General features: G+C 57.7%; 14 protein-coding genes and 1 tRNA gene. 10 read left to right on the forward strand and 5 right to left on the reverse strand.

Going from position 1 to position 18,422, the window contains the following annotated elements; all coding sequences use genetic code 11:
• Window positions 1–120: 120 nt before the first annotated feature.
• The 3 genes from ACL2XO_RS01660 (at window position 121) to ACL2XO_RS01670 (ending at window position 2,736) form a co-directional block, all read left to right on the forward strand.
• Window positions 121–549 carry an organic hydroperoxide resistance protein gene (locus ACL2XO_RS01660; RefSeq protein ID WP_132924025.1) on the forward strand — a complete coding sequence of 143 codons (429 nt, stop codon included), beginning with the start codon at window positions 121–123 and terminating at the stop codon, window positions 547–549.
• A 288-nt stretch (window positions 550–837) separates the two neighbouring features.
• Window positions 838–2,523 carry a kdo(2)-lipid A phosphoethanolamine 7''-transferase gene (gene eptB, locus ACL2XO_RS01665; RefSeq protein WP_413742057.1) on the forward strand — a complete coding sequence of 562 codons (1,686 nt, stop codon included), beginning with the start codon at window positions 838–840 and terminating at the stop codon, window positions 2,521–2,523.
• Between the two features lie 136 nt (window positions 2,524–2,659).
• Window positions 2,660–2,736: transfer RNA gene (locus tag ACL2XO_RS01670), tRNA-Pro, on the forward strand.
• Window positions 2,737–2,869: 133 nt separating this feature from the next.
• Here ACL2XO_RS01670 and ACL2XO_RS01675 read toward each other — a convergent pair.
• Window positions 2,870–4,054: a benzoate/H(+) symporter BenE family transporter gene (locus tag ACL2XO_RS01675; protein ID WP_413726203.1), complete on the reverse strand. Its 1,185-nt coding sequence runs from the start codon at window positions 4,052–4,054 to the stop codon at window positions 2,870–2,872.
• A 125-nt stretch (window positions 4,055–4,179) separates the two neighbouring features.
• Here ACL2XO_RS01675 and ACL2XO_RS01680 point away from each other — a divergent pair, with 125 nt between their 5' ends.
• Window positions 4,180–4,746, forward strand: a complete 567-nt coding sequence (locus tag ACL2XO_RS01680; RefSeq protein WP_413726204.1) for a helix-turn-helix domain-containing protein — start codon at window positions 4,180–4,182, stop codon at window positions 4,744–4,746.
• 243 nt (window positions 4,747–4,989) lie between these two features.
• Window positions 4,990–5,136: a hypothetical protein gene (locus tag ACL2XO_RS01685; protein ID WP_165934190.1), complete on the forward strand. Its 147-nt coding sequence runs from the start codon at window positions 4,990–4,992 to the stop codon at window positions 5,134–5,136.
• A 109-nt stretch (window positions 5,137–5,245) separates the two neighbouring features.
• On the opposite strand, the gene ACL2XO_RS01690 is transcribed toward ACL2XO_RS01685, so the two are convergent.
• The 3 genes from ACL2XO_RS01690 to ACL2XO_RS01700 all read right to left on the reverse strand — a co-directional run bounded on the left by ACL2XO_RS01690 (window position 5,246) and on the right by ACL2XO_RS01700 (window position 9,161).
• Entirely contained in the window at window positions 5,246–6,043 is a 798-nt protein-coding gene (locus ACL2XO_RS01690; RefSeq protein ID WP_413742058.1) for an SDR family NAD(P)-dependent oxidoreductase, read from the reverse strand.
• A complete protein-coding gene (gene treF, locus ACL2XO_RS01695; protein ID WP_413742059.1) occupies window positions 6,040–7,749 on the reverse strand; it encodes an alpha,alpha-trehalase TreF in 1,710 nt (569 codons plus the stop codon). The genes ACL2XO_RS01690 and treF overlap by 4 nt, the downstream gene beginning before the upstream one ends.
• 632 nt (window positions 7,750–8,381) lie before the next feature.
• Window positions 8,382–9,161 (reverse strand): AraC family transcriptional regulator, encoded by a 780-nt coding sequence (locus tag ACL2XO_RS01700; protein ID WP_413726207.1) that lies wholly within the window; start codon window positions 9,159–9,161, stop codon window positions 8,382–8,384.
• 258 nt (window positions 9,162–9,419) lie between these two features.
• Between ACL2XO_RS01700 and ACL2XO_RS01705 the strand changes: the two genes are divergently transcribed.
• Genes ACL2XO_RS01705 through ACL2XO_RS01720 form a run of 4 tightly spaced genes read left to right on the forward strand, consistent with a single transcriptional unit; the run spans window position 9,420 to window position 15,226 of the window.
• Window positions 9,420–11,522, forward strand: a complete 2,103-nt coding sequence (locus ACL2XO_RS01705) for a TonB-dependent siderophore receptor (protein WP_413742060.1) — start codon at window positions 9,420–9,422, stop codon at window positions 11,520–11,522.
• Between the two features lie 8 nt (window positions 11,523–11,530).
• A complete protein-coding gene (locus ACL2XO_RS01710) occupies window positions 11,531–12,460 on the forward strand; it encodes an ABC transporter substrate-binding protein (RefSeq protein ID WP_203524848.1) in 930 nt (309 codons plus the stop codon).
• A complete protein-coding gene (gene fhuB, locus ACL2XO_RS01715) occupies window positions 12,453–14,429 on the forward strand; it encodes a Fe(3+)-hydroxamate ABC transporter permease FhuB (RefSeq protein WP_413726210.1) in 1,977 nt (658 codons plus the stop codon). The genes ACL2XO_RS01710 and fhuB overlap by 8 nt, the downstream gene beginning before the upstream one ends.
• A gap of 11 nt (window positions 14,430–14,440) precedes the next feature.
• The gene (locus tag ACL2XO_RS01720; RefSeq protein ID WP_413742061.1) at window positions 14,441–15,226 is read left to right on the forward strand and encodes an energy transducer TonB; all 786 of its coding nucleotides are present in this window, start codon (window positions 14,441–14,443) and stop codon (window positions 15,224–15,226) included.
• Between the two features lie 39 nt (window positions 15,227–15,265).
• Here ACL2XO_RS01720 and ACL2XO_RS01725 read toward each other — a convergent pair whose 3' ends face one another.
• A complete protein-coding gene (locus ACL2XO_RS01725) occupies window positions 15,266–16,009 on the reverse strand; it encodes an AraC family transcriptional regulator (RefSeq protein WP_413742062.1) in 744 nt (247 codons plus the stop codon).
• 198 nt (window positions 16,010–16,207) lie between these two features.
• On the opposite strand from ACL2XO_RS01725, the gene ACL2XO_RS01730 reads away from it, so the two are divergent.
• The gene (locus ACL2XO_RS01730; RefSeq protein WP_413742063.1) at window positions 16,208–18,391 is read left to right on the forward strand and encodes a TonB-dependent siderophore receptor; all 2,184 of its coding nucleotides are present in this window, start codon (window positions 16,208–16,210) and stop codon (window positions 18,389–18,391) included.
• The last annotated feature ends 31 nt before the right edge of the window (window positions 18,392–18,422 follow it).

Genomic DNA, 18,422 nt, shown 5'->3' on the forward strand with positions numbered 1-18,422 from the left:
ATCAGAACGGATCGGCTATAATTAATTGATGTGGTCCATTTATATTGCAAGCGATTTAATCGTGAATGAATACGCTCCGGCAAGCGGAGATAACATCCCATAACGTAAGAGGAAAAAACGATGTCTATTGAAAAAGTTCTTTATCGTGCCAAAGCCAAGGCTACCGGCGGACGTGACGGACGGGCAACCTCATCCGACGGCGTACTGGATGTGAAATTAGGCATACCCAAAGAAATGGGCGGACCCGGCGGGGCTTTCACCAACCCTGAACAATTATTTGCCGCCGGCTACTCGGCCTGTTTCCTTGGCGCGCTCAAGCATGTTGCCTCCCAGGAAAAAGTTAAATTACCGGCGGATGCGTATATCGAAGGCACCGTGGGCATTGGTCCCGTTCCCACCGGCTTTGCCATTGAAGCCCAATTGGATATCCATTTGGCGGGCATGGATCGTAACGTGGCGGAAGAGCTGGTCAAGAAGGCCCATGTGGTCTGTCCCTATTCCAACGCGACTCGCAATAACATTGATGTTAAGCTCAACGTCATTAACTAGTTTTGCATAAGACCGGACAGGCGCAAGACGAGGCCGCCGGCGACAGACAAAAAAAACCGCTCCGGGCTGCACGCCTCGGGCGGTTATTTTTTTATATGTTTAATACTGGCCTGGCTAAGCTGTGCATAAAACTTTTTAATGTTATGCGTGTCAAAAAGTATCTATTGTTGTTTTTTTTTAAGATTTTGTTAGCGCTGGTTAGACCTTAATCGTTGCATGTCCTGCAAAAAACACTGTAATAACAGCGACTAAAAAAATTATCACAAAAGTGCCAGGACTTTTTCATTGATGACTTTTGCAAAACTTTTTTCACAGCATAAATTCTCGATATTTCTTGCTGTTTATATTGGGTTTTTTCTTAATCTGTCGGTTTTCATACGCCGTTTTGATTTGCTGCACCCAAGCGCTACCCCTGCCAACATGCTGGTGGCCTTAACGGAGATCACCGCCGCGGTACTGTCCACCTTTTTCCTTATGCGGCTTATCTCATTGGGCGGCCGCTATTTTTACCGGACCGTGGCTTCATTATTGCTGCTGATCTCGGTTGCCGCCAGTTATTACATGACTTATTTCAATGTGGTCATCGGTTATGGCATTATCGCGTCGGTAATGACCACCGACATTGATTTATCCAAAGAAATGGTTGGCTTCCACTTTATCATCTGGATGGTGTCGGTCAGCGCCATCCCGCTGTTTATTATCTGGAAAAACGCCGTTAGCGGTACGCTTATCCAACAGCTGAAAATGCCGGGACAACGTATCAAAGCCTTGGCGGGCCTGCTGGTGGTTTTTGCCTTGATCTGGCTACCGGTCCGCTACCAGGAAAATTTGCAGAATCTGCATGAAAAATTGACCAACACCGATTTGCCCAGCTACGGCGGAGTGATTGCGCACTCCTACCTGCCCATCAACTGGATGGCGGCGCTGGGGCTGTTCACTTATACCCAGCTGGACGAGCGCCAGGATAACGCCTCGCTTTTCGATCCCGCCAAACACTTTACCTATATCCCCCCGGCCGGTATCGATGACACCTACGTGGTATTCATCATTGGTGAAACCACCCGCTGGGATCATATGGGCATACTCGGTTACACCCGGGACACGACCCCCATGCTGTCCAATGAAAAAAACCTGGTGGCCTTTCGCGGCCTTTCCTGTGATACCTCCACTAAACTCTCGCTGCGCTGCATGTTTGTTCGGGAGGGGGGGACGTCGGAAAATCAGCAGCGTACCCTGAAAGAACAAAATATTTTTGCCGTTTTGCATTCACTGGGGTTTACTTCCGAGCTGTTCGCCATGCAAAGCGAGGTTTGGTTTTATAATAATACCGATGCCAATAACTTCTCTTTCCGCGAAATGATTGGCGCGGAAAAACGCAATGACGGCAAAAATGTGGATGATATGCTGCTGGTGAACGAGATGCGGGAGTCAATGAACCGGTATCCCAAGGGCAAGCATCTGATCATTTTGCACACCAAAGGCTCCCATTACCTCTACTCACAACGCTACCCCCGCAGCTATGCCCGTTATCAGCCGGAGTGCATCGGCGTAGATCAGGCCTGCAGTAAAGCGCAGCTGGTTAATGCCTATGATAATAGCGTGCTATATACCGACAGCTTTATCGATAAGGTTATCGACCAGGTGCGGGGCAAGAAAGCCCTGGTATTTTATGCCTCCGATCACGGCGAATCCATTGATGAAAACTATCATTTTCACGGTACGCCGCGGGATATGGCTCCGCCGGAGCAATTCCGCGTGCCGATGATGGTGTGGGCCTCAGACTCGTTCTTGGCGGATCCCGCCCATCGCGATGGGTTTGAACGGTTACAGGCGCAGCAGCGCATCGGCATCACCCATCGCCATGTGGAGCTTTTCGACACGATCCTCGGTTGTCTGGGCTACACATCCCCTGACGGCGGTATCAAGGCGCAAAATAACTGGTGCCAGAAACCCCAGCATGAATCGGCGCTATAAGGACTCAGTCTTGTTGATGAGATTTCAGCCGAGCTTAGCCTTGGTCAGCTGACTGAATGCTTTGTAGACAGTTGTCGTTGATTGATAAAAAAGGGATTGACGCAAAAAGGCGGCCGCAGTAAGATGCGCCCGCATTCGGTGAGTGGCGCAGCCTGGTAGCGCAATACGTTCGGGACGTATGGGTCGGAGGTTCAAATCCTCTCTCACCGACCAATTTTCTCCAAGGCCATGCCGATTGTTTCCCGGGCATGGCCGGTAAGATAAAAGAAAACAGCACGTTATCATGACGCGCTGTTTTTTTTTGTCGGTCGGGTTCTCCTTTGATATAGCTTTCACCGCCCGGGAGTCATGTCCTGTTCCACGCCTGCCGGCTGAGGATGAGATGTGTGACGCCGCCGCCGATTAGCCCCCAAAACGCCGAACCTACGCCCAACAATGTGACACCGGAAGCCGTGATCAGAAACGTGATGATCGCCGAGTCGCGCTGGCGCTCATTTTCCAGCGCACGATACAAACTCCCGGCAATCGTGCCGAGCAACGCCAGCCCGGCGATGGTATGGATCAGCGCGGCAGGCAGCGCGGTAAGGACCATGCCGATAGAACCGCCAAACACACCGGCAATCAGATAAAAAGCGCCGGCTGCGACGGCAGCTATATAGCGTTTTTGCGGATCGGGATGAACGTCCTCCCCCATACAAATTGCGGCGGTAATGGCAGCGATGCAGACGGTAAATCCGCCGAACGGGGCAAGAATCAGCGCCGTCAGCGCCGTCCATGTGATCAAGGGAGAAACCGGCAACTGATAGCCGTGCGCTTTCAGCACGGCGATACCCGGCGCATTTTGCGATGCCATCGTTACCACGAAGAAAGGAATACCGATACCAAGAATCGAGGACAGAGTGAAATGCGGCATCTCAAACGCCGGAATGGCGAACGTTAGCGTCTGGCCGTGCGGTGCGATACCTCCCTGCAGTCCGGCCACAATCAGCCCGGCGGCCAGCGCGAGAACAATCGCATAGCGAGGCAGGACGCGTTTCGCCAGCAGATACACCAGGCACATCGAACCCGCCAGCGCGAAATTACTTTGCAGTGAGGTAAAGGCGTCCAACCCGAAACGCAGCAAAATCCCGCCCAGCATGGCTGCCGAAAGTGCCTGCGGTATGTAATGCATTAGTTTGGCGAATAAGCCGGTGACTCCGCACAGCAGAATCAGCCCGGTGGCAAACACAAAGACGCCAATGGCTTCGTTGATCGACGTGCCGGGAAGGCTGGTAACCAGTAGCGCCGCGCCGGGCGTTGACCATGCCGTGACCACCGGTGCGCGGTAATACAGCGATAAGCCGATGCTGGTGACGCCCATCCCCAGGCCAAGCATACTCAGCCAGCCGCCAATCTGCGCCATGCTGGCACCAGCCGCTTGAGCCGCTTGAAAGATGATCGCCGCAGAGCTGGTATAACCGACTAAAACGGCGACAAATCCGGCGATCAACGCCGAAAATGTCAAATCCTGAAAATTGAAACGCGGTGACATGCGTGAAAATCCTTCTGGTTAGCGGACGCTAGCGGTATGCTGTAGTGCGTTATAGCGCACAGAGGATGCGCCAAATATAGCACCGTGCGTTATAGCGCACAATCGCGATCGTCAAAGGAGCCAGGATGCAGGAAATCACCCGCCACATTGGCAGCCAGTTAAAGGCCGTGCGCAGCGAACGCGGCTGGAGCCTCAGCCAGACGGCGGAAAAAACCGGTGTCAGCAAAGCGATGCTGGGGCAAATTGAGCGCGGCGAATCCAGCCCGACGGTAGCGACACTGTGGAAAATCGCCAGCGGCCTGAATGTTTCTTTCTCGGAATTTCTTGAAACGCCACCCGCACAATCCGCGGCGCTGCATCGCTACGGTGTATTGACCACGTTCAATAGCGAGACGTCCGGGATGCGCGTCGTGCCGCTGTTTCCTTACGACGCCACGCTTCGCATGGATATGTTTGTTATCGATCTAAAACCGGGCGGACACAGTGAATCTACGCCGCATGAAGCGGGCGTTATCGAGCATGTGATCGTGATTGAGGGCGAGCTGACGCTGACGGTAGACGGAGTGACCCGCACGCTGATAGCCGGTGAGGCACTGCGCTTCGTGGCGGATTGCCCGCATGCTTACCGCAACGAAAGCGGTTATACCGTGCGTTTCCACGACCTCATACATTATCCCCACGGCCGCCCGTAACGGACTCATTTCCCGAGCCAAGAATAATCCTAATGTTGCCTCATTTTTACCGTCGCTCTCTCGTCTCCTTTTAGCTTTTTTATTGATATTGCTGGGGAAAAGTACCTCGGATCTTATCATTCAGTTATTTTGAATGTATTAAACAAAAATATTTTCTGGACTATTTTATTAATGAGCGTTAATATTACTTCATCGAAAGCGAAGAGCTTTCACACTCATAACGATTAACACAGGACTTACATCATGAAAAAGACAATCGCAGCACTTGCACTCATCGCAGCTATGGTCGCACCGGCAGTTTCTATGGCCGCACAGAGTGACTACCAGGACTATGCCCATACTTATCCGGTAAGTCAGGGTAACGCAAATCACGTTAATACCGCTGAGTAAAAACGTGTCAAACTGATACAAATAATTTCACTATATTCTCAATCCCGTGGCGTCTAACGCCGCGGGATTGTTGTTTTTGGCCTCATTTATCCCTACAAATGATTTTTTATCATTGCTCCGAATAGTTCCACAGCAGTCCGCCGTCGATTACCATGGTCGCGCCGGTGACATAGGCGGAATCGGGCCCGGCAAGGTAGGCCACCATACCGGCCACATCTGCCGGTTTGCCGAGACGACCCAGCGGGATATTGCCGATAAGCGCGGCGAGCAGTTCGGGGCTGTTGAGCAGCTTGGTATTGATAGGGGTTTCAACGGCGCCGGGAGCGATATTGTTTACCGTAATGCCGTGGGGCGCCAATTCAATGGCCAGGTTGCGCATCAGCATTTTGAGTCCCCCTTTGCTGGCGCAGTAGGTGCTGAAGTGGGGAAACGGCAGTTCCTCATGCACGGAGCTGATATTGATGATTCTCCCCGGACGATTGGTGTCCCGCAGGTGCTGTACCATCGCCTGGGTAATAAAAAAGGTTCCCTTGAGATCGACGTTGAGCACCGCGTTGTAATCCTCTTCGGTGATGTCCAAAAACGGCGCCCTGCGCTCTATGCCCGCATTGTTCACCAGAATATCGATCCGTCCCATTTGCGCGACGCTATCGCTGATGATGCGTTTATTGTCCGCCACGTCGGCGATATTTCCCGCGTCGATAATCACCCGGCGGCCCAATGCCTTGATTTCGGACAGAACCTCTTCAGCGCGATTATCGTCGGCGCGGTCGACAATAATGATATCGGCGCCTTCTTGCGCCAGCCGCACGGCGATGGCTTTACCGATGCCCTGGGCGCTGCCGGTCACCAGGGCGACTTTCCCTTGAAGCTTCGGTTCTTGAAGGCTCGATTCTTGAAGACTCATAGTAATCTCCCGCGTTGATTGGATGGGGCGGCGTTTGCCCGCGCCTGGTTGGTTTCATGATCTCCAAAAAGCGTCAATAGCATGCGTACGACGCCGTTGGTCCAGCCGAAGCCGTCCTGGAGCGGATATTCACCGCCGCCGCCGCCCCGCGAGCCCGCCGCGCCGGAAATATCGTATTTTTCCACCAGCTTGCAGTGCTGCCGGTAATGATCGCCTACGGTGTTGAGCCAGCGGGTGGCTATTTGGTCCGCCAGGAGGTTTTCGCCATATCGGCGCAGCCCTTGAATGGCCATCCATTGCAACGGCGCCCAGCCGTTGGGTTTGTCCCACTGCTGGCCGTTTGCCGACAGGGTGGTCATGATGCCGCCGGCGAACAGCAGCCGATCCGCTAGCGCCTTGGCCACCGCCTTGGCCTGCCGCGGGCTGGCCATACCGGCGAATAAGGGGACGGCACAGGCGGCGCAAAGGGCGCAAGGCCGTGATAAAACCCAGTCGTAATCGCGATAGGTCCCGCTTTCGCTATCCCATAGCAGCCTGTCGACGGCATCGCGCCGGCGCGATGCCCGGTCGCTGAACAGCCGCGCCGTGGCCGGGTCGCCGGTGTTTTTCGCCAGATCGGCGATGGTCGTTTCAAGCTTGAACATAAAGGCATTGAGGTCGATGGGCAGAATCGACGTCGTGCGAATGCTGCTGATATCATCGGCATTGCCGAACCAGCGTGATGAGTAGTCCCAGCCGGAGGCGGCGCCGGCGCGCAGCTCCCGGTAGATTTCATTGGCCGGACGCGAAGATTTGCGCGCGGTTTCCACATCTTCGAGATAGGATTCGTCCCGCGGCGTATCGCGATCGTCCCAGTAGCGGTTCAGCACGGCGCCGTCGGGCAATTTCACCACGTGCCGTTTGGCTTCTCCGGGGGTAAGCGCATCGGCTTCCCCCATCCAATAGTGATACTCCTTCAGCAGCTGCGGCAGATAATGTTCGGCGAAGTGTAATTCCTCTTTTTCGAACAGCTCCACCATCAAGGCGAATACCGGCGGCTGGGATCGACTGAGATAATAGGTACGGTTTCCGTTGGGAATATGGCCGTAATGATCGATGAGGTACGCGAAATTATTCGCCATATTGCGCAGCAAATCCGCCCGTCCGCTGGCGCACAGACCGAGCATGGTAAAATAGGAGTCCCAATAATACATTTCGCCGAAACGTCCTCCCGGCACCACATAAGGTTCCGGCAGCGGCAGTAGCGAAGATTGGGCCGGGTGGTCTTCCGGCCGGCGGATTAACACTTCCCATAAGCCGTCGATATGCTCGAGAATATTTTGTTTCGGGTCGGCAATATAATGACTGACCGGAGCTTGCGGCGGGGCAAAATACTCATTGATAAAATCGGCGAGGCTGAAATCGGGACCGGAAGAGCGCTGTTGATAGCGCGCCAGTATTTCCTCGGGGTCGATTTTAGGCGCACAGTCAACGAACGTCTTGCTGTCCGGGAAAATGCGTGACAGTTGCACCGCCTCAAACAGTGCTCCGTAGCGATCCGCCGGGCTTAATTCATCGGATTTCGGCAATCCGTCGATATGAACCGGCTTCGGCTCCCTATGGACGGGCCGGGCTGAAACGGCATGGGCCGGCGCGGCGTGGGCCGCGGCGTCTTGGACTCCGGCTTGATAGGCTGATTTATTGATAATGAATCCCCTCTCTGGCAACTGAGACTTGACATATACCCGTCATACTTTAAGTTGCAGGTTCGTTGGCAATACTCGGCTCATCCATGAGCCTCGCCCCTTCGGGGTCGCTGCGTCGTCGCCTCCCTGCACCTCGAATTATTTAGGGTATGGTGCGTATTATCGTAAGGCGATGCCGAGGTTAATATCGCTGGTCAATGTCGAATAATTTAAATTAGCTCAGCTTTATAAAAATATCTCTTAAGAATAGTCTGGTAAGCTCAATCTCATTATCTGAATTGGGCAAATAAATCTTTCCTCAAGAATATATTATTTCCAGAATGATCTGGACTTTATCAGTATAGTAAAAGCCGCGATTTTATCCGCTTCTTGGGTGAATTATTAGCAGGTGGAGTAAAAAACCTTAGCTCTTTTACCTTTGGTAAAATTCGCCGGTAATTCCCATGTTATTTTTATTCATAACGTATCTGAGTGTTACTGAAAGGCATTAATCACTTGTAGATTTCATGGTTATTTGAATTATCGAAATTAAAAGAATATATGTAAAAAGGGCAACGGATAAGGGCGATATCTCTTAAACGATTAAGCCTCACGCCCAGGGGCCGCCGGCGCAATGCTAACGGCTGGGCCCCTGGTTAAGGCCGGTGGATGTTTCAACAGGACAAATAACGCCGGGGAGTTTCTCCCAGGGTCTTTTTGAACATGGCGATAAACGCGCTGGGGCTCTGATAACCCAGCGAATTGGCCAGCAGGTTAATCGGCCGGCCCTGGGCCAGATGAGTCACGGCTTCCGCCAGGCGCAGCTGCTGGCGCCATTGGGAAAAGCCCATACCGGTTTCGTCGCGGAACAGCCGGGCCAGGGTGCGGGCGCTGGCGCCGACGCGGTTGCCCCAGTTTTCCAGCGTGTCGTTGTTTTCCGGTTCCCCCAGCAGGGTATCGCACACGCTGAGCACCCGCCGATCCCTAGGCAGCGGCACCATGCAGACGGTGGCGCGCGGGCAGCGGCGCAGCTCATCCAGCAGCAGGGTGGTGCTCATCTCTACGCGATTGAGCTCCGCCGCCTGCTGGGCCTGATGCCAGGATTTAATCAGTTCATACAGCAGCGGCGTGACCTGCAGGGCAACGTCGTCATACCAGAAATCACGCGTCAGCGGCGGAAACAGATAGATATTGTGCGTAGTGACGTCGTTGATGGCGTGCAGTTCATGGGGCATGCCCCCCGGCAGCCAGAGCGCGCGCCTGGGAGCCAGCGTCCAGATATGGCGCTCGGTAAGGACGCGCACCACCCCCTTCAGGGTAAATATCAGTTGCCCCTGTTCGTGTGCGTGCCAGTGTTGGCGTTCACCCTGGCGATAGGCGAGTTCAACATACCGCATTTTCTCTAACCGTTCGGGCTGCGCCGTGTCATACTTCTTTCGCCAGGTGGGTTCCATCGGGTCCTCTCGTTTATCGCTACTGTCTTTTTCAGCAATCGCCGCCAATAACGGAAATAACCGTCAACTACTGTCTGATTTGCGCTATTTCTCCACTTTATATCTTTCCTATACTGGCAGCATTGCTGCTTTTTGAAAAGCAAATGATTATCATTTTTATCCGCGTTGATGGCTGAAACGTTATCTATTGGCCCTTTGCGGTTGAAACATTTTTGTGGAAACGGCGTTTAGTGCGATTTTTGATTCCGGGGATAAGGTATGAACAAGAGAAAAACGGCCGCAAAGGGTGCGCTGCTGCTGTGGGCCGGGATGGCAGGCCACGCCATGGGCGCCCAGGAAACGCCCCAAACGCTGCCGGCGGTGACGGTATCCGGGGCTGACAGCGGCGGCGATGAGGATAACGTGGTTGCCCATAAGGCCGTCGGCGCGACGAAAACCAACACGCCTCTGATTGAAACCACCCAGAGCGTTTCGGTCATTACCCAGGCGCAAATGGCCTCGCAGGGAGCGAGAAACGTTCCGCAGGCGCTGCGCTACCTGGCGGGGGCCGAGTCGGAGGTCAGCGGGGCGGATTACCGTTTCGATACCATTATGCTGCGGGGGTTCGCGGCGGACGAGTACCTGGACGGTTTGCGCCTGCCCCAGGTGTCCTATTGGTCGCGGCCCCAATGGGACCCCTACCTGTTGGAACGCATCGAGGTAGTGAAAGGCCCTTCGTCGGTGCTTTACGGCCAGGTAAATCCGGGGGGTTTGATTAACCTCACCAGTAAAAAACCCACGGAAGAACCGGTGCACGAGGTCTATCTTACCGGCGGCAATCATAACCAGTTCGGCACCGGTTTTGATCTGTCCGGTCCCCTGGACGACCAAAAACAGTGGCTGGGACGGGTCGCCGGTACGCTGTTCCAGACCGATACCCAGGTGGATCACACCCGCTATAAGCACTACGACATTGCGCCGTCCCTGACCTGGCAACCGAACGACCGTACCAGCCTGACGCTGCTGGCGCAGCTGCGGCGCGATCCCGATTCCGGCTTTTTCAACATGCTGCCGGTTAACGGCACACTGGTGAGCAACCCCAACGGTAAAATCTCCGACCATTTCTACGGCGGCCAGCCGGGGACCGACAGCTACGAACGCAAGCAGGCCAGCGTGGGGTATCAGTTTTCACACGAGTTCAACGATGTCTGGACGTTCCGGCAGAACCTGCGGTATGTGAGCAGTACCAGCGATTATCAGATGGTGTATCCCTTCGGTACGGCCACCGATGCGCCGGCGGTGCACCGCTCCACCATGAATATCAACGAGACGCTGAACAGCTTTACCGTGGATAACCAGGCAGAGGCGAATGTCTCCACAGGCGCGGTGGGACACCAGATATTGATGGGGGTTGATTATCTGCACGACTCCCTGCATCAGAACTCCGGCTACGGCAGCACCTCGGACCTTAACTATCTCAATCCGGATTATAGCGCGCCGGTAGACCTGCCTGATGTGACCAACCGTAACCAGCAAACACAGTCCCAGACCGGTTTTTATCTGCAGGATCAGGCGAAATGGCAGCGGTGGGTGCTGAATCTGGGCGGACGTTATGATAAAGCAAACACCGTAACGCATAATCTGGTGGCCGCGAGCCGCAGCGAGGAGAATGACTACGCCACCACCGGCAGGGCCGGTCTGCTGTATCACTTCGACAGCGGATTCGCCCCCTATGTCAGCTACTCCACCTCGTTTGTGCCCACCAGCGGCACCGATTACAACGGCAACGCGTTTAAACCCACCAAGGGCAAACAGGCGGAAGCCGGCCTGAAATACCAGCCGAACGGTTTGGACGCATTGTTTACCGCCGCGGTATATAACCTGCGCCAGACCAATGTCGCCACGGCGGACCCCGATCATGCGAATTTTAGCGTACAGACCGGTGAAATCCGCTCTAAAGGTATTGAGCTGGAGGGTAAGGTTAACGTGACGCCGTCCTGGCTGGTTACCGCGTCCTATGCGCTGACCGATCCGGAAGTCACCAAATCCAACAACGGCGTTGAGGGCAATTCGCCGGTGGGCATCGCCCGTCAAAGCGCCACGCTCTGGAGCGAGTACAACCTGCCCGGTAAATTCGATGGCTTTACCGTGGGGGGCGGCGTGCGTTATGTCGGCACCAGCTACGCCAACACCGACAATACCATGAAGGTGCCCGCCGCCACGGTGTATGACGCCATGGCGCGCTATCGCCTTCAGCAGTGGCAGCTGGCGCTCAACGTGCAGAATCTGACCAATAAAACCTATCTGGCCAGCTGTCAGGATAATGGCTGCTATTACGGTTTGAAGCGTCAATATGTAGCCACCCTCAGCTATCAGTGGTAGGCCAAAGCATGCTGTCCCGCCGCGCTTTTCTGCAATTGGCCATGCTGGCCCCTCTCAGCGCCCGCGCGCTGGCGGAGGGGCCGCGGCCGGATGCGGACATGGATAAGATGGCTCTGCCAAATTCGTCGCCCGGGGTTTCGCCGCCGCGGGTGGCGATACTGGATTGGGGACTGACTGAAATGGCGCTGTCGCTGGGGATTGTCCCGGTAGGCGTGTCGGCGCCGGACTGGTATCGCCGGCTGTTCGCCTTACCGGTGCTGCCGCCGCAGGTGCAGGACGTCGGGCTGCTGTTTCAGCCCAACTTCGAGACTCTCAAGGCGCTGAACCTCGATGCCATCATTATCACGCCCGCGCACGCACTGCTGCGGGACGGGCTCACCGGTATCGCGCCGCTGCTGACCTTAGGCAATTGGGGCAGCCGGCCGATGGCGAATATTGAACGGGACACAAGGCTTATGGCCGGGGCATTCGGCCGGGACGGGGTGGCGGACCGGTTGCTGGAGCAGGCGGCGCAGCGGCTGGCCCGGGCGCAAACGCAGCTGGAGCCATTGCGGGGAACGGCGGTGTTTATCGCCACGGTGGTGGACGTACTGCATTTGAAGCTCCAGACCACCGGCGGCCTGTTCGACGAGGTTGCGCGCCGTTTGGGACTTCGGAACGCCTGGCGCGGCGGCGGCAACGGCCAGGGGGAGGCGCTGGTGGAACTCCAGCAGATTGCCGCTACGGCGGATGCGCGGCTGGTTTCGCTGGGAAACAGCGCCGGCGTACCCCCGGCGGCGGATACGCCGTTATGGCGCAGTCTGCCCCTGACGCAGGCCGGTAATATCGTGCCGTTGCCACCCGGCCTTTCTTCGACGGGGGCGATGTTAAGCGCCGTTCGCTTCGCCGAAGCGCTGGCGGCGGGATTGTTGCAGGCGGAGGGCGCGCGCCATGCATGATTTCTTCTGGCGGCGCTCGCCCCGCTGGCTGGGCGGGGCGCTGTTTCTGGCCGCCATCATCCTGGCCTGCCGGCAGTGTCCCTTCCCGTGGCCGTCTTTTGCGGCATTGCTGCGGGGCAGCGATTCCCACGCTATTATCCTGCGGGATATGTGGCTGCCGCGCCAGGCCATGGCGCTGCTGTGCGGCGCCACGCTGGCGCTTTGCGGGCTGGTGATGCAGCGGGCGCTACGCAACCCGCTGGCGGAACCGCTGACGCTGGGCGTGGCGTCCGGGGCGTCGCTGGCCCTGACCCTTACCACGCTGCTGGCGCCGGGCTGGCTGCTTTATGGCCGGGAGTGGCCGGCGCTGGGGGGATCCCTGCTGGCGCTGGCGGCGGTATTCATGCTGTCGGCGCGACAATGGCTGTCGCCGATGGCGCTGATTCTGGCGGGGCTGATTGTGAATTTATATGGCGGAGCCGTGACGCTGCTGTTCACCATCATTAACGATCGTTCGCTGCTGTCGGTAATGATTTGGGGCGGCGGAACGCTTGCCCAGCAGGATTGGTCAACCTTTGACTGGCTGCTGCCGCGCCTGCTCCTGTGTCTGCTGCCGCTGCTGATGCTGTTGCGTCCGCTGATGCTGCTCAGCCTGCGCGAGGATATCGGCAGGGGGCTCGGCAGCTCTCCCGGCCTGGTGCGCGGGCTGGCTCTGCTGTGTGCGCTGATGATGTCCAGCCTGGTGATAAGCGCCGTGGGCGTGTTCGGCTTTATCGGGCTGGCGGCGCCCCATCTGGCGGCGGCCTGCGGCGCGCGTACGCTGTACCGGCAATTTTTCTGGTCGCCGCTTATGGGCGCCGGCCTGTTGTGGCTGGCGGACCTGGCGGTGGGCAATATGACGGCGCTCAACGGCATGCTGCTGCCCACCGGCATGATGGTGGCATTGGCCGGCGGTCCCTTGCTGCTGCTGTTTTTACCCCGCGTCAGCCAGGTCCGCTCCGGATTGGTTTCTTCCTCGCCGCCCGCGACGGCCGCCCCGGCCGGATCCTGGCGGCCGATAGTCATTGCCGGCGCGCTGCTGTTGCCGGGCATCGCGCTTTCTTTATCGTTCGGCCATGCCCTGCACGGCTGGCATCTCAGCGGCTGGCAGGAGTTCACCGCCCTGTGGCGCTGGCGAGTGCCGCGCCTGGCGGCGGCGATGAGCGCCGGCGTGCTGCTGGCGGGAGCGGGAGTGCTGATTCAACGCCTTAGCGGCAATCCGCTGGCCAGCCCGGAAATCCTGGGTATCGGCGCCGGCGCGTCGTTAGGTATCACGCTATTTTTACTGCTGTCGGGGGGCGGCAGTTTGCCTTTGTTGATACTGAGCAGCGCGCTGGGGGCCTTTGTTACGCTGCTGGTGACGCTGCTGCAAAATCGCCGCAGCGCGTTCAATCCGGAGCGGGTACTGCTTACCGGACTGGCCATCAGCGCGTTTTTCCAGTCCGTCGCCACGGTGGTGATGGTCAATAACAGCCGCGCCGCCAATATGCTGATGCAGCTGATGAGCGGCAGTACCTACTATGTATCGCCGTTGATGGCCGCTATCGCGGCGGCGAGCGCGGTGCTGCTGCTGCTGCTTGCGCCTCTGTTCTATCGCTGGCTTATCCTGCTGCCGCTGCGGGAAACGGCGCCGTCCCTAGGCGTTAACGTGCCGGCGGCGCGGATGTCGGTGCTGGGGATGGCGGCGCTGATGACCGGTATCGCCACGCTTATCGTTGGACCGCTTTCCTTCGTCGGCCTGCTGGGGCCCCATATCGCCCGCCGGCTCGGCGCGAGGGGGCCGGTGGCGCAGCTGCTGACGGCGGCGATGATTGCCGGGCTTATCATGGCGACGGCGGACTGGATGGGGCGCAATCTGCTTTATCCGCGCCAACTGCCCGCCGGGCTTATGGCCACCCTGTTGGGCGGTCCGTGGCTGGCATGGCTACTGTTCCGCCGCGGGCGGGGTTAGGAGGAAAAAGGATGGCGAGTTTTCCTTGTAAACCCCGGTACGTCCTGCTGGCGATATTGGCCCACGGCCTGTTGTTATGGGCGGTGGCGGGACAGCGAAGCTCGCCGCCACGGCTGCTGACGCCGGCTTTGCAGCCGGTGATGGAGATAAGCCTGGCGCCGGAACCGGCTGCGCCCGCCCCGCCGATACCCGCCCCGCCGATAAAAGTACCGCCCCCTGTCCTTGCCCGGGATATACCGGCGCCGCCGCCGCCGGTGAAAGAGCCCGCGCCGTTGCCTGCGGAACCGAAGGCGCCGCCGGCGACTGAACCGGAGCCGCCGTCGCCTGTGCAACAGGTTGCGCAGCCTAAGCCGGTGGAGGTGGCTAAATCTGCCGCCAAACCAATTAAACGGCTTCACAAACCGGCGCCGCAAAAAACCGCTCCGGCACCCCCGGCGCCCCCGGCGCCGGTAAAAGAGTCTGCAACCGCGGCGGCAAGCCGTGTGCCGGATCAAACCCCAAGGGCGCAGGCAGTCACTCAGCCGGTATTCGACGCGGCTTATCTCAATAATCCGCCGCCAGACTATCCGCGCCTGGCGCGGCGGGCGCATCAGCAGGGCACGGTAATGCTTAACGTGCTGGTGACCGTAGGCGGCGGCGCCGGCGAGGTGAACATCGCGCAAAGCAGCGGCAGCGATGCATTGGACGACGCGGCGCGGCAGGCGGTGAAGCGCTGGCGCTTTATCCCGGCGAAACGCGGCGGTGAGCCGGTTGCCGGCTGGGTGCGCGTACCGGTGGTGTTCCGGCTTGACGGTTAGCCCCGTTGAGAAAGCAAAAAGAGGCTTTCCCGTTGCCGGTTAGTCCCGGCGGGAGAGAAACCGGGCGGGAGTAATACCCAGGTTTTTTTTGAACATGGTATTAAAACTGCGGGCGTTCATATAGCCCGTCTCGGCGGCCGCCTGTTTAACCGGCAGGCCTTGCGCCAATCGCAGTATGGCCTGCTGTAGACGATTCCGCCGCCGCCAGTCGCCGAAGGTCAGCCCGGTTTGGCGCACAAAACGACGGGCCAGCGTGCGCGGCTCGATACCGGTATGCTCACTCCACCAGGCCAACGGACGGTCATCGTCGGGACGCTCGTCCAGATACCGGCAAACAGCCGCCAGCCGGTGGTCGGCGGGCTGCGCCAGCCAGACGGCGGCACCGATCCGGCTGCGGTCCAGTTCGCTGCGTATCAGCGGCAGCGTCGGAGGCGGGACATCACCGTTATCCTCATCAATGACCCGCATCAGCAACGCATGCAGCAATGGCGAAATGTGCCGCGCGGCCGCGTGTTTTTCCCACGCCGGCTTGTCTCCCGACATGTACAGGCTTACCACCGGCGCATCGGTGAGGGATAACCAGCTATGAGGCTGCCCGCCCGGCAGCCAGACGGCCGTCAGGGCCGGAGATATCCAGCACTCCCCCCGCGTAAAGACCTGCAGGCCCCCCCGGCAGGCGTAGATCAGCTGGCCCTCTTCATGGGAGTGCCAGCCCTGGCCTTGTCCGGCGGCATAGGTATGTATCCAGCCGCTGACCTTGGGGGAAATAATGCTGAGCGACATGACCGGTCCTCCAGGGGCGGGTGATTGCGGTAAAAAGCGACAATGATTGTCACTCTTGCTGACTTCCGGCGGGATATGTCCCGAAGCGAACACTATGACCGCTGTTTTTTTAAAAGTAAATGATTATCATTTCGTTCATTAGGCGATCTAATAAATAACCATAATCATTTAACTTATTGATTCCGAGGGGATTCATCAATGAATTTGCTCCTGCCCGTTCGCCGCTGGGCGCCGGTTTTGGCTCTTACTTTTACCCATGCCATGACTGCCAGCGCCGCCGTCGCCAGCGCGGACACTGCCGGCACAGCCCCCGCCGCTACCCTATCGGCGAAGGGCGTTCCAGAGGCGCCGGCCGATTCAGTCACGTTGCCGGCGGTACGGGTGACCGCCGGCAATGAGCTGGACGCCGTCAGCGAAGGCACGCAAAGCTATGCCGCCGGGGCGGTTACGCTGTTCGGCAAGCAGCCCGTGGCGACTAAGGATATCCCCAGCTCGGTATCAGTGGTGACCCGCCAGCGCATGGACGACCAGAATATGACCACGGTAAGCGATGCGCTGAATTACAGTACCGGTATTACCGCCGTGGACTATGGCGACGGCACCACGTATTTCAAGTCGCGGGGATATGACGTCGGCATCGAGTTTGACGGCGTACCCCTGGCCAGCGGCATTCAGTATGAGCCGCAGTTTGACCTGGCGATGTACGATCGCGTGGAAGTGTTCCGTGGTCCGTCCGGACTGATGGATGGCGCCGGCGAGCCCGGCGGCACCGTTAACCTGGTGCGTAAAATGCCTGCCGACACCTTTCATTTTGGCTCTCAAACCAGCATCGGCAGCTATGGCGACTATCGCCAGCAGCTGGATGTCACCGGGCCGATGAACGACGAAGGGACGCTGCGCGGACGGGCGGTGGTGGTAGGCCAGGATCAGCATACTTTCCTGGAAAATGAAGTGAACAAGCACGTCATGGCTTACGGCGCATTGGAATATGACGTCTCCCCCGCGACGATGCTGTCTTTTTCCGGTGGAATACAAAGCAATCCCCTGCGAGGCTTTGACTACGGACCGTCCCTGTATACCGATGGCAGCCCGGTTCGTGGCCGCACCACCAGAAACTATAGTCCGGACTGGAACTACAGCGATATCAACATGCAGGAAGCGAACGCCGTTCTGTCGCATACTTTCAGCAATGACTGGAAATCCCGGACTACGCTCTTTTACCGGCATATCCTGTCCAAATCCGACTACGCCTATTCCGGCGGCGGGGTGGACCCGCAGACCAATGAATCGGATTATACCGGACAGCGGCAACGCATCGTCAACGACTGGTTCGGCCTCGACAGCAATCTCTCCGGGCCGGTGTCGGCTTTCGGGCGCCGGCACACGCTGACGCTGGGGGCCAATTACCAGCTTAACAAGCAGAGCAGCCGCAGCGGATTTGCCGATCTCGGTAATTACGATATTTTCTCTCCCAATGATATTCCCCGGCCGGACATTGATTTCACCAGCGGCACCCGCCAGCGTATTCAGCAGGTAGGGGTCTACGGGCAGGGCAACATCGAGCTGGCCGACCCGCTGCACCTGATCCTCGGCGGTCGTCTGGCGGCGTTCAGCCAAAAGAGCCAGCCTTTCCTGCCGGACAGCGGCGATTGGACCACCAGCTATAACGAGCGCCACAAATTTGTCCCCTACACCGGACTGGTGCTGGATTTGACGCCGCAGATTGCCACCTATGTGAGTTATACCAAGATCTTCTCGCCGCAGTCCGCCACCACGTGGGACGGACAAGGATTGCCGCCCCGTACCGGCGAACAGTACGAAACCGGCATCAAAGGTGACTTCATGGATCACCGTTTGCAAAGTTCGCTGGCGTTGTTCCGCATCAATGACGAACACCGCGCCATTGACGATCCGGATCATCCCACGGGCTCCGTGGCCGGCGGCCGGGCCCGCAGCGATGGTTTGGAACTGGAACTTAACGGCAATATCCTGCCGCAGTGGGATATCTACGCCAGCTATACGCTGCTGACCGCCAATTATGTCAACGATCCCACCTACGGAAATGCGCGTTTTGATGATGAAGAGCCGCGCCAGCAGGCCAAGCTCTGGACCCTTTGGCATTTCCGCGGAGGCGCTCTGGATGGTTTTCGCGTCGGCGGCGGCGTACGGGCGCAAAGCGAGACCGATCGCGATGCATGGCAGCAAGGGGGATATGCTTTGGTTGATCTTCAGGCCGGGTACCGCTTCAACAAACATTTAGATGCCAGCCTGACGTTGAATAATGTATTTGATCGCGACTATTACGCCCGCGTACCGTCCAGCTACTTCAGCGAACGTGGCGAGCCGCGCAATGTCATGCTGACAGTGAGCGTCGATTATTGAGGGTTTTGTCGGTTGGGGCATTGCTGGCCGG

Origin of the sequence: Sodalis sp. RH15, assembly GCF_047324255.1 — a bacterium.
Taxonomy (GTDB): domain Bacteria; phylum Pseudomonadota; class Gammaproteobacteria; order Enterobacterales; family Enterobacteriaceae; genus Acerihabitans; species Acerihabitans ligni.